General features: G+C 40.0%; 11 protein-coding genes. 5 read left to right on the forward strand and 6 right to left on the reverse strand.

Annotated elements, in window-relative coordinates:
* Window positions 1-38 precede the first annotated feature (38 nt).
* Window positions 39-1,607 (reverse strand): M81 family metallopeptidase, encoded by a 1,569-nt coding sequence (locus H7254_RS00285; protein ID WP_301931066.1) that lies wholly within the window; start codon window positions 1,605-1,607, stop codon window positions 39-41.
* Window positions 1,608-1,946: 339 nt separating this feature from the next.
* Between H7254_RS00285 and H7254_RS00290 the strand changes: the two genes are divergently transcribed.
* Window positions 1,947-2,564, forward strand: a complete 618-nt coding sequence (locus H7254_RS00290; RefSeq protein WP_301931067.1) for a class I SAM-dependent methyltransferase — start codon at window positions 1,947-1,949, stop codon at window positions 2,562-2,564.
* Between the two features lie 227 nt (window positions 2,565-2,791).
* Here H7254_RS00290 and H7254_RS00295 read toward each other — a convergent pair whose 3' ends face one another.
* Window positions 2,792-4,006, reverse strand: a complete 1,215-nt coding sequence (locus H7254_RS00295; protein WP_301931068.1) for a PQQ-dependent sugar dehydrogenase — start codon at window positions 4,004-4,006, stop codon at window positions 2,792-2,794.
* Between the two features lie 170 nt (window positions 4,007-4,176).
* Between H7254_RS00295 and H7254_RS00300 the strand changes: the two genes are divergently transcribed.
* The 3 genes from H7254_RS00300 (at window position 4,177) to H7254_RS00310 (ending at window position 7,533) form a co-directional block, all read left to right on the forward strand.
* Entirely contained in the window at window positions 4,177-4,584 is a 408-nt protein-coding gene (locus H7254_RS00300; protein WP_301924310.1) for a Dabb family protein, read from the forward strand.
* A gap of 58 nt (window positions 4,585-4,642) precedes the next feature.
* Entirely contained in the window at window positions 4,643-5,746 is a 1,104-nt protein-coding gene (gene tsaD, locus H7254_RS00305) for a tRNA (adenosine(37)-N6)-threonylcarbamoyltransferase complex transferase subunit TsaD (protein WP_301931069.1), read from the forward strand.
* A 299-nt stretch (window positions 5,747-6,045) separates the two neighbouring features.
* Window positions 6,046-7,533, forward strand: a complete 1,488-nt coding sequence (locus tag H7254_RS00310) for an NAD(P)H-hydrate dehydratase (RefSeq protein ID WP_301931070.1) — start codon at window positions 6,046-6,048, stop codon at window positions 7,531-7,533.
* 248 nt (window positions 7,534-7,781) lie between these two features.
* On the opposite strand, the gene H7254_RS00315 is transcribed toward H7254_RS00310, so the two are convergent.
* The 3 genes from H7254_RS00315 to H7254_RS00325 all read right to left on the reverse strand — a co-directional run bounded on the left by H7254_RS00315 (window position 7,782) and on the right by H7254_RS00325 (window position 9,820).
* Window positions 7,782-8,564: an RMD1 family protein gene (locus H7254_RS00315; RefSeq protein WP_301922985.1), complete on the reverse strand. Its 783-nt coding sequence runs from the start codon at window positions 8,562-8,564 to the stop codon at window positions 7,782-7,784.
* Between the two features lie 91 nt (window positions 8,565-8,655).
* Window positions 8,656-9,039 carry a DUF3037 domain-containing protein gene (locus H7254_RS00320; RefSeq protein ID WP_301931071.1) on the reverse strand — a complete coding sequence of 128 codons (384 nt, stop codon included), beginning with the start codon at window positions 9,037-9,039 and terminating at the stop codon, window positions 8,656-8,658.
* The gene (locus tag H7254_RS00325) at window positions 9,017-9,820 is read right to left on the reverse strand and encodes a HipA family kinase (RefSeq protein WP_301931072.1); all 804 of its coding nucleotides are present in this window, start codon (window positions 9,818-9,820) and stop codon (window positions 9,017-9,019) included. Before H7254_RS00325 ends, H7254_RS00320 begins: the two co-directional genes overlap by 23 nt.
* A gap of 584 nt (window positions 9,821-10,404) precedes the next feature.
* On the opposite strand from H7254_RS00325, the gene H7254_RS00330 reads away from it, so the two are divergent.
* Window positions 10,405-10,542 carry a hypothetical protein gene (locus H7254_RS00330; RefSeq protein WP_301931073.1) on the forward strand — a complete coding sequence of 46 codons (138 nt, stop codon included), beginning with the start codon at window positions 10,405-10,407 and terminating at the stop codon, window positions 10,540-10,542.
* 70 nt (window positions 10,543-10,612) lie between these two features.
* On the opposite strand, the gene H7254_RS00335 is transcribed toward H7254_RS00330, so the two are convergent.
* The gene (locus H7254_RS00335) at window positions 10,613-11,899 is read right to left on the reverse strand and encodes a M20/M25/M40 family metallo-hydrolase (protein WP_301931074.1); all 1,287 of its coding nucleotides are present in this window, start codon (window positions 11,897-11,899) and stop codon (window positions 10,613-10,615) included.
* Between the last annotated feature and the right edge of the window lie 524 nt (window positions 11,900-12,423).

Raw genomic sequence — 12,423 nt, forward strand, 5'->3', positions numbered from 1 at the left:
ATTATAATGTAGCCTTATCCTTTAAAAAAATAATTGAATTATTTAGAGGGTGCGCTACCCGATACCGGAATTAGCCTTGCCGTTAAGTCTGGTTCCTTCATGGTCTTATCCAAAGGAAACATAGGCCGCTGGATTCTTTTATAAGGAAGGTGTTCTATATCCTGATCAACACCACCTGGTGTAAGCGCCATTACCCAGGCTGCCTGCATGGCATATAATTCGGGCTGCAGATAGCCAATCTTTACCACCACAATATCCGTCTTTCGTGGATGAAGACCCAGCCTGGTAAAATCAATTTCGTTGTGATAAGGCTTGCGTTTTTCGGTAAGTATAACATGAATACTTCCTACCTTCACAGACACTTCCACCACTGCATCTTTATCACCTTTTACAATCGATTCAACAATGCCTTTAATATGCGCAGGAGGAGCAAAACGTGCATCTACTTTGGCACCTGCATAACCATCCACTTCTTTTCCCACCCCTACTTTAATAGCCTGCTGAATCAGTTCGGGTGCAGGCAGGGACGCATAGATAACTGAAGGGCCATTGCTGTCTTTAAATGCTGGATAAGAAAGCAACTGGCTCAGGGTCCAGCTAACATCCCCTGCCCCACCGGCCGTAGGATTGTCCCCCATATCGCTGATAAAAAAAGGATGCTTTTTGCTGGCCAATGCAGAGTCAAGGCTTTGTTTCCAGGATAGTGTGGGCGCAACAAAAGCAAAAGCCATCCGGGCATCCCAAAAACGATGCGCCAATTGTTCTGCAGTTTGGATTACTTTTTCTTTGTCGTCTCCGCACACCATTACCACAGCATGATTGCGTGGTTCATCTGCCCATGCATATCCTATCCAGATGTCCGCATCGGTAATACCCGGCTGTTTGGAGGCCGGCGCCACTGCAGCATAAATACTTTTGCCAGGTTCTATACGGGTACTTGTTTTTTCGCCGGGTAGTAAAACGGGTATCGGTATCCATGCTTTATAAGCAGGCTTGCCTTTGCCGCTTTCGATTCTTTGCAGGAGGTTTTCTACCGCCCGCTGTTTCGTTTGCATTCCATCTTCGTGCGGCGCCATACGGTGGCAGGTAATGAGGTCGGTGTTTTCTGCCAGCGACTCAGTAACATTTCCATGCAGATCCATCGAAGTAGATATGATGGTGTTATAACCAACAACCTTTCTGATTCTTTTCAACATATCGCCTTCCGGATCATCCAGTCCTACCACACTCATAGCGCCATGAATATCAAAATACAGTCCATCGTACGGACCATTTCGCTTTAATGAATCCACCATCTTTCCAACAAGCGATTCATAGGCCGCTCTTGTAACCGCCCCGCCCGGAAGCGCATACCCAACTACCGCAGGTATCCAGTCAGCTCTCTTCAGCAGTGGTGAATCAGTACTCAAAAAAGGATAAAACGCAAAAACATCCTTTCCATACATGGTATGAAACGCAGCTTCATCTGTAAGCGCCGGAGAAAAAGTACTCGATTCAATAGCCAGTCCTGCAATTGCAATACGGGGGAGTGATTTTTTCTTGTTCTGGCAGGCAGGCAAACAGACCATGCAATAAGCGGCAATGAATAGTAAGGATAGTTGCTTCATAATATCAAAAATTTAATGAGTTTATTTTCGCTGCAATAAAAAGTTCATCAACCCGTCAAAAGGTATGATTTATTTTGTGAAAACAAAAATTAGCGGGTGTTTTTACTTTTACTATTAATGGTGTTATACTGCTTACCTAAACACAACCCAAATTACGTGAACTGCATATTACTGATCAACAGCCAAAGCGCTTATAAGTAAACCATTTGTTTATCTTTGAAAGGTTGCGCAAACCAAAACAAAATTGAAACACTGCGGCTAATATCGGGTTGTGAAGTTGCGGTTTAATCATACTTACAAATCAACTAAAAAAAAGGTAAAACTCCAATAAAACCAACATTGATAAAATATTTACTGCTTATAATAACTGTTGTTTTTATCTCCTGCACTACCATTCGGTACAACAGGCAGGAAGTGTATTTAAAAGAAATCAGCAGGTACAATTTAAAAAATGGCGATACATTGGTTGACATCGGCTGTGAAACAGGCTTTCATGACAACCAGATTGCATATTATTATCCTGATCTATTTTTTGTACTGGAAGATATTGACGCTAATAATTTAGAACAGATCAAAAAAAACAATGCCAACCCACAGTTTGTAAACCCGATGAAGGCAGGCTATGAACTTGTTTTAGGAACTGCAGATACCATTCCACTTCAACGGGCAACTTACAAAAAAATCCTCTGCAGAAAAACCCTGCATGAATTTGCCCATCCTGGTAAAATGATTAACGAATTTAAAAGAATTCTGGTGCCCGGTGGGGAAGTCATTATCGTAGAAATCAATCCTAAATATCCCGGGCAAAAATATCATGATTGTGTGCGGCCATTTTTAAACAAGGCGCAAATCATTCAACTGTTTGTCAACGAAGGATTCCAGGTAAAATCGGCAGATTCATATAAGGCTAAGTCTGCTGATCTGCAGGATGGAAACATCATTGTGTTTATAAAATAAAAATCGTTGCGCAAAATTAACGGCTGATCTATCCTCAAAAATTCATTTTAAAATCAACAAAATTATTGTGGTAGTACTTAAACAGAGCCAGTTGATAAGTCCCTGTATTTTCATAAAATTCACTTGTGTTTCCACAAAAAGTAGCGCAGGCAAATTATGTATCTGCAGGCGCTTTTTACAAAATCCCCGCACCGCTGATTAATGTTCAAAGAATCGTGTAATCAAAATCAGTTTTTACTAATTCTAAACAACAAACCGCCATCCGTTACTGCATACAATTTACCATCCATTTGTGCCACATCCCTGAACCTTTCCTTTTTATCCAGCAACAAACTTTCTTCTCCCACCACCTTATCGTTTTCAATCACCAACCTGTCAATATGCATACTGCTGAGGCAGGCTATAAATAAATTATTTTTCCATTCGGGAATAGAATCGCTGGTGTAAAACACCATGCCACTGGGCGATACAACTGGATCCCAGTAATATACAGGTTGCTCCATACCGGCCTTTTCCTGAATGGCATCACCGATTTTATTGCCATCATATTCAATCCCGTAAGTAATCACCGGCCAGCCATAATTTTTACCCGGCTTTATTAAATTCAATTCATCGCCACCCCGCGGACCTAACTCTGCTTCCCATAAATCGCCGGTAACAGGATTGATATCAAGACCCTGCGGATTGCGGTGACCATAAGAATAAATTTCGGGCCTGGCATTGGCCTGGTGTAAAAATGGATTGCCCGGTGCAGACTTACCTTCTTTTGTAATTTTATACACTTTCCCCAAACCAGAATTTAATAATTGCGCCTGCGCTCGTCCTTCTAAAATGGATCTTTCCCCGGCACTTACAAAAAGATTGCCCTCCTTATCAAACAACAGCCTTGAGCCAAAATGGGCATCACTTTTGAGTGCTGGAGTTGCCTGGAAAATAACTACGGTATTTTGAACGCTGGTTTCATCAGCACTCAATTGACCTTTGGCAACCGCAGTCAAATTTCCATCGCCCACCTTTTGAGAAAATGACCAGTAGATAGTTTTATTTTTAGTAAAATCCGGGTCAGGTGCAACATCTAATAATCCGCCTTGTGATCTGTCATCTACCGGCGGCAAACCTGCTATTTTTTTAAGTAACACGCCATCGGCAGAATGAATGGTGATAAAGCCAGACTTTTCTGTTATCATTAGTCTTCCGTCAGGCAAGGGTATAATTGCCCAGGGCCTGCCTAATTTTTCTGCTATCTTCTCTACTTTGTAACGGGTAGAGGTAGTAATACTTTTTATACGGGTTTGCCCAGCAAAAGCGGGCTTATAACTGGTGTTGGCACCGGTGTTTTCTGCGTGGGCTGCTGCATCGCCCTTTACTTTTTTTGTATTGCAACCTACAACCGCCGCAACAGATATTATCAGTGAAATATTTAAGAAATATCTTATCTGCATACAATAAATTTTGTTTGTGTAAAAATAAATAAGTTAACTGAATGATTCTTTTACAGGTTAATTTTAAAAGTTAGCTGGTAATTGCAAGTAAAAGCGGACATTTTATCAAACAATATTTTTTATTTTATCTTTGAGAAAAAGGGCCATTACCCTGTTACAAACAAAACAATATGACCAAAATTATCAGAAGAAAATTTTTAAGCGTTGCCGCTGCTTTAACAGCAGGCACGATGGCCTCCGCTAGTCCATTAACTGCAAAGACAGATAAAAAACAACTGGTACACCATGTATTTTTCTGGTTAAAAAATCCGGATTCCATCGAAGACAGAGACAAGCTGGTAGAAGGTGTAAAAACACTGGCAAAAATTGAGACAATCCGTAAAATACATGTAGGCGTATTGGCCAGTACCGAAAAAAGGGATGTGGTAGATACAACATGGCAGGTATCTGAATTGATGTTTTTTGATGATACCACGGGACAAAAAACTTACCAGGACCATCCCGTACACCAGGCATTTATAAAAAACTATGGGCATTTGTGGGCAAAGGTGCTGGTATATGATGTGGCGGAAGTGTAATAAAGAAAGTACCGTTTTAATTAAAATAATTACACCATAGCCGTTGCTTTAAAATGCAATGGCTGTAGTGTTCATTGATGCAATTACCAGGTTGGTTATCTTTGCAGCAATTATGGCTGTTACCATTTTAGCAATAGAATCTTCCTGCGATGAAACCGCTGCTTCCGTTTGCGTGGACGGTAGAATTTTATCCAATAGCATTGCCACCCAAAAAGTACACGAAAAATATGGCGGCGTAGTACCCGAGCTGGCCAGCAGGGCGCATTTGCAAAATATTGTACCTGTGGTAGATATTGCCTTAAAAGAAAGCGGCTGTTCAATGCAGTCCATAAGCGCCATTGCGTTTACACAGGCGCCGGGGTTAATTGGTTCATTGCTGGTTGGAGCACAGTTTGCCAAGTCGATGGCCCTGGCGCTGGATAAACCCCTCATTGCGGTGCATCACATGCAGGCACATGTATTGGCCAATTTAATTCCGGATAATAAGCCAACCTTTCCGTTTTTATGTTTAACGGTTAGCGGAGGTCATACACAAATTATTTTGTGTACCTCACCCACCTCAATGAAAATATTGGGCGAAACCATTGACGATGCTGCTGGTGAAGCTTTTGATAAAACAGCTAAACTATTAGGACTGCCCTATCCCGGCGGACCGCTGATAGACAAGTATGCTGCCAACGGTAACGCAAAACGTTTTTTGTTTCCCGAGCCGCAGATAGCCGGCTTAAATTTTAGTTTCAGCGGGTTAAAAACTTCCATCTTATATTTTTTACAAAATGCCGGTACCAGCAATGTTTTTAAAGAAGCTTTTACGGCCACGGCGGAAGAAAAAAAACAATTCATTGATGAAAACCTGGCGGATATCTGCGCTTCGGTTCAACACCGCATTGTGAGTATTTTAATAAATAAATTAAAGAAAGCGGCGCAACAAACGGGCATTACGCATATTTGTATTGCAGGCGGTGTAAGCGCCAACAGCGGCTTACGAAAAGCACTCATTGAAACAGGTATTAAGATGGGCTGGAAAACTTTTATTCCCGCCTTTGAATATTGTACCGATAATGCCGCCATGATCGCAATTACAGGCTATTACAAGTTCCTGCAAAATGATTTTGTTTCATTGAGCATCAGTCCATCGCCAAGAGCTGTGTTTGATGTGTAAATGGAAAAATCTTAAAAAAACTGAACAGGATTTCATCCAATATCCGGTAACTAAAAAATAGTGAAGTACGTTTTGTAAAAGCGGGCATCAGGAAAAAAGCAGTCACGTAAAACCGGTTCGGTTGGCGTGCTAAAAAATGCTAACGGCTTAGCCTGAACTAACATGTGTTGGCCAGCCAGGAAATAAAAACTGAATTCTGCAAAGTTTATGGATACCAACAATCATTTAAAATAATTTCTGGCAATTAAATAAACAGCCTGTCTGTACAGCAACCCGTTTTGTTGTTTTAAATTTACTGTATGAAAATATTTTCTGCGAAACAAATATCAGAATGGGATGCATACACTATTAGGGAAGAACCCATCACAGCCATTGATTTAATGGAAAGGGCTGCCACCGCCTGTTTTGGCTGGATTAAAAAAAATAGTTCATCCTCAAAAAAAATGATGGTGTTTTGCGGTACTAGTAATAATGGCGGTGATGGGTTGGTAATTGCCCGCCTTTTATACAAGGCAAAATGTAAAGTGTCTGTATATATTCTGGATAATAAAAACAGAAGTGAAGCTTTCACCGTTAACCTTACCCGCTTATCATCTTTAAAAATTGATTTATTCTTTATTCAATCGAAAAAAGATTTTCCCGTTATTGCAAAAAACACTTTGGTAATAGACGCTTTGTTTGGTACCGGGCTTAACCGTGCGCTAAAAAGTATGGCGGCTCAATTAGTTCATTGTATCAATCAGCAAAATGCCTTTGTAATAAGTATTGATATGCCATCCGGCTTATCAGCAGATATTTATAGTGTTAAAGACGCCATTATAAAGGCAACGCACACCCTAAGTTTTGAAACAAACAAACTTGCTTTTTTATTGCCTGAAAATAGTTTATATACCGGACAGATTCATTTGTTATCTATCGGCCTTGATAAAAAATATTATAACAGCACGAAGGCTTTGTTTGAAACCATTGACCGGCAACTGATCCATGATATTTACAGGCCACGAAACCCCTTTTCGCATAAATATACTTTTGGCCATGCATTGTTATACGCAGGCAGTAAAAATATGATGGGTGCTGCGGTACTGTGCAGTAAAGCCTGTATCAGAAGCGGTGCAGGGCTGGTTACCCTGCATGTAACACCGGGCTGCGAAGCGATCATTCACACCAGTTTGCCAGAAGCCATTACCAGTTCGGAAAATAATACGGGCAAAACCTGGTTAAAAAAATCAGCGATAGCAATTGGTCCCGGCCTGGAAAAATCTGCACTCAATAAACAACTGCTAAAAAAATTATTAGTTCAATGGGATGGCCCGCTGGTAATTGATGCCACCGCCTTATCCTTCTTAACTTTCTTTACTACGCTATTGCCTTTACGAAAAAAAAATCCTTCAATACTTACACCGCATACCGGAGAATTTGAACATCTGTTTGGAAAAACACTTAATGATTTTGAAAGACTGCAACTGGCCATTAAAAAAGCGCATAGCCTTGGGTGTTATATCATTTTAAAAGGACACAACACTTTAATTACCTGCCCGGATGGCAACCATTATTTTAATACTACAGGCAATGCAGGTATGGCTACTGCAGGTACCGGAGATACATTAACGGGCATACTTTGCGGATTGCTGGCGCAGGGATACACCCAAAAAGAAGCCTGCTTACTGGGCGTTTACCTGCACGGGCTTGCTGGAGATATCGCTGCAAAAAAATTATCACAGGAAGCTTTGATTGCCAGTGATATTATAGACTGCCTGGGGGAAGGATTTAAACAAATAAAAGAATAACCAGTAAACAATCATATGCTGCCCGGTAAACTAAAACAAGCCTGTGTAATAACGGATTGGGCAAAAAAAGTAACCATCAAAAGCGGCCTGCTATCCATAGCGCACACTTTAACTTAGCGCTTATATTAAAGCCCCCTGTTTGTTGATAATTGCTTCCCGCTACTGGTGTATATTTCGGCAAATAATGAGGGATGAGGAAATTAGACAGCAAACAAAAAAGCTATTTCGGCTTGAAAATTTGAGTTTTCTTATAGAATTTTATCTATAATCAAATTGACAATTTCCAAGGCGATTAAAACAATTACAATTACCTCCAGCGTGCTGCTGTGCGAATGCTGGTTGATGTCTTTTAATATTTCCAGATTTTCCCTTACCGTATTTAAACTATCCTGCAGGCTGCTGTGCCTTAATTTAATATCCAGTTCCCTGCTTAAATCGGTATTGATCTGGTTCAGGTATTCATCGTTCCAGGTAAGATTAGGACTATCAAAAATGTAAATGTTCTGTGTAATTTTATTTTTAAGATTCAGCAACCTGCCAATATATTTTAAAAGCGGTTTTCCTTTTATAGAGAACTTTCCTTTTTCTTCTAACTCAAGGCTGAATTGAAATGTTTGGTTTAATAAAATATTGGATTGCTCAATATAATAATCAAGTGCAACGGATTGTGCAATGTTAAGCATGATGATTTTTGCAATATCGATGCTCAGTGCTTTAATAATCAGCCGGTCGAAAATAACTTTATAAAATGCATCGGGGTTAATCTCTACATCAAAATTTTCCCGCTTCAGCTCTTCACTTCCAAGATTTAAAATTTTGCGTACAGCATTGATGATACTGGTTTGGGTGGTATTGTCTACTCCAAAAAAAACAATACTTCCATAATCAAAAATGCCGATATAAGAATCATTTTCTGCATCATACATTAATTCGGTCGGGTCTGCATAAATACAGTTGAAGGCCAGGTTATTTTTTAATTCTTTTAGATCAAGCCTGTCGCCCAGGTGATACCCGGTGATTGTCTTTTTCATAGCTGATAAAAATATTTATGATGATGCGGTTGTTATTAAATGTTGTAAAATTTATTAAAAACCCAGTAGTTTATCCTAAGATATTTTTAGGTTAGCAAACAAGCTGCTCATACAATTTCTCCAATGTTTGCCCTGGATTTTTACAAAATCCAGGATGTACTTTTGATGTTTGAATAACTGTACTTCTGGTTGCGGTAAGCCACCTGAAACGGGCTGCGATATCCAGTTTTGCAATTGGCCCTGCTTCACGATCGCCCGCGCATATACGCTGCATGGCATCCAGGTGTTGCAGCAATTCCTCCTTATCTGTTTTAACACAAAATGCAGCCAGGCGATGTTGGTTTAAGCAACTGATGGTTTGCAAAAACTGTTGCCTGGCGCAATAGAGTATTACCCCCACATTCAGAAATTCTTCCCGCTCTACCCTGGGCACAATACGAATAACCGCGTATTCAAATAGTTGATTTTGCTGCATGCTGCGCTTCTTTTACAAAAATGTCTGAATGTGTACTACGGGTTTCTAAAAACTGAATATATACCTGCCGGTATTCTTCTACTGATTGAAAGGAAGTGTCTGCTGCAAGCCATTCTTCAGGAATTGAATATACGATACTGCGGATAATATCCTTGCTGAGTAAGGTGCGGAACACCGCATCTACTTCCGGCAGCCTTGTTGCCTGTTGCAACAATACATGATCTTTTATCAGAACAAAGGGCCGCATGGCCTGATCCTTCCAGTTTTGCCAGTTGTGGTGAAAATACAAACATGCCCCATGATCTATCAGCCATAATTCTTTATGCCACCATAACATATTTGTATTGCGAACGGTACGGTCCATATTGGTTAACAGGCAATCGAGCCAAACAATCTGCGAAGCAAGTAAAGCGTCAACAGCCGTTACGGCCGGATCAAAAGTAACAGAGCCTGAAAGATAGTGCAGACCAAGGTTTAAGCCTGTGCTGGCTTTTAATAAATCCTGTATTTCTTCATCCGGTTCTGTTCTGCCAAAGGCCTCGTTTATATTTGCAAAAACAATTTCCGGCACCCGAAAACCCAATGCCCTGGCTATTTCGCCTCCAATCAATTCGGCAATCAGCGCTTTAATTCCCTGCCCCGCCCCCCTGAATTTAAGCACGTATAAAAAATCATCTGCTGCTTCAACAATGGCTGGCAGCGAACCTCCTTCCCGAAGCGGCGTTACATACCGTGTTATTTCAACGGTTCTTATCTGCAGCTGAATACTATCTGTATGCATTGGTGAAAAATTAAATACCGGTGGTTAAAACACAGCAGTTTTTATGTAAGCACGGAATGTAGTTTAATTTTTTTAAAAATAATATTCATTCGTATTCTTTTTTATAATTTCTATTATAACCTGTTTGTCTTGCAACGATATCGTTTTATACTTTGTTCAATCCAGACCTTTATTTTTTTATAAAAAAATGAGCATAAAAAAATAGTGAAGAAGATATTTATGCTGTTGGTTGGGCAGGTGTATAAATATTTCAATAAAAAAGATGTCGTTTTGATTTGATTTTTACGAACAAACCGATAGCTGGTATGGCTTTTTATTGTTGAAAAAAAAGACCTGAATAAAAAATTAATTCAGGTAAATAATTAATCCTGCTATTTCTATTGATTAGCTTTTTTATAAATTCTTCCGACCCAAATTTTTTACTTTTATTATTTTTGGAGTACTAACAGGATTACCATTTTATTTAATTGCCAAACAATTTTCTTTATAAAAATTAAGATTTTTTTCTCTATTTTTTTTGGCCGTTGTAATCATCACAGATAGAGGTTTGGGGTGGTACCAGTATAATAAACCACCACAGGATCTTGCTGAAATTTCAGCCCGGCGGGTTACCGCTTACAACCTTCACCATTGCCCTGTTTTATGAAACAAAAGCAGAAAATACTTACACCATCTACCCTGAAGCTTTTAGTATGTTTGATCCATACACAGATATGATTTGAGGCAAATAATTTTAGCACTTTTTTTGTTGATTCATTTAATAAAATTAAAAAGATATGCTATTATTTTCGTTTACCTGGTTAGCCGGTAAATCAATAGGGCTGTGCGTTTTATGAGTTTAGGATATTGATAAAGATTAATTGTTTCTCCCGGCGCATGGGCTCCATTTCCGGATGCGCCCAATCCATCCAGGCAGTCAACATAATTTGCCACATAAGAAATATCACCTGCACCTCTTGATCCCGGATCACCTGCTTTTACTTCGCCGTATTGTAAAGCCATGCTTACTTCATTTACTATTTTTACCAATGCCTCATTGCCGGTTGTTGGCGGCATAGATGGAATGCCATCTCTAAAACTAATTGTGGCGTTTGTGCCAGCCAGGTGTTGTGCAACTATTTGCTGCATGGCAGCCCGTGCATTTTCTTTCTGTTCTTCACTTAGAAAACGCAGATCACCCATGACAACAGTACGGGGAGCTATAATATTTGTCTTTGCCGAAACGAACCCTTTTTGTGTTGTGTCGCTGTAACTGATATCGGAACCGCCAAGGAATAAAGCAGGATTAAAAGTAAGGTACTGTTCCTTGCTTAACTGTTCCCTGAATTGATTGATGATACGGGCCGCTTCATACACACTGCCGTAACCCGCCGTACCAAATATATTGGATGAATGAGCCTGCCTTGCTTCTACTTCCAGTTTCCATTCGCTGGTACCACGGCGGGCAGTAGCCACTTTATCCAAACCAACCGCACCTTCAAATGCCAGCGCAATATCGTGTTGCTTTGCCTTGTATATAAAATCTGCACGGCTTATTGCTACTGGCTGCCCCGCATTTTCTTCATCGCCGGTAAAATATACAGTAATGGTTGCTTCATTCAGTAGCCCTTGTTTATGCAAAGCTTTTAATGCCGCAATTACCAGCACATCCCCACCCTTCATATCATTTACACCCTGGCCGGTGGCAGTGCTGTCATTCAGTATTGTAAAAGGATTGGCGGGCATATCCGGCTCAAAAACGGTATCAAGATGCCCGATTAAAAAAAGCTTTTTTCCTTTTTTTCCTTTGCGTTGGGCCACCAGGTGACCAGCCCTTTTTAATGAATCGGGTAAGGAGATCCACTCCACTGTAAAGCCCATAGCAGTAAGCTCTCTGGCAAATAAATCGCCCACTTTTTTAACACCTGTTTTATTCAAAGTGCCACTGTTAATATTGACAGATTCTTTCAGCAACTGCATGGTGGCAGGTATATCTGCCGTGATATTTTTAATAACCTGTTGTTCTGTTTTGGAAAGTGATTGCGCAGCGATGCTAAGCGCCATTCCTATAAAGGAGGAGAAACAAAATAGTTTTTTCATCATTATTTTTTTGGAAGAGAAAGGTAATTTAATTTGTGTTGTTACCCAGTCAATATCTTTTTATACAAGAACATTACCAGATAGTAAGGTTGTCAATCTTCCATCTATGTGTACCTACCCGTTATTGACCTGCGGAAAATAAAGCAGTAAATTTTATTTTCACGATGAGGGTAAAAGAATATCCCCAGGTAAATATTTTCATTTTGTAGTTGGTACGTCACAGATCCCGGCAAACTGCAGTGGTTGCAGACGCCTGCTCTTTTAAATTTAGAAGAAATTATACAAATCATTTTTCAGAAGCTGTTGTAGCGAACTAAAATATTTATCATGTTGCATAAACAAGATGCCGGAAGGTATGCCGATGAAAGGATTGCGACGCAACGTCAGACTGTGCAAAAACTAAAAATTGCGGTTTAAAAAAATTTTTTTCGCCCTGCAACTTGTTTTTAATTTCATTACAGGCAATCTGCCAGTCCCTATTTTTTAGGCTGCTATGCCTGTTGATATCATTTGCCATCTGCTAA

The organism is Ferruginibacter sp. (genome assembly GCF_014377975.1).
Classification (GTDB): Bacteria; Bacteroidota; Bacteroidia; order Chitinophagales; family Chitinophagaceae; genus Ferruginibacter.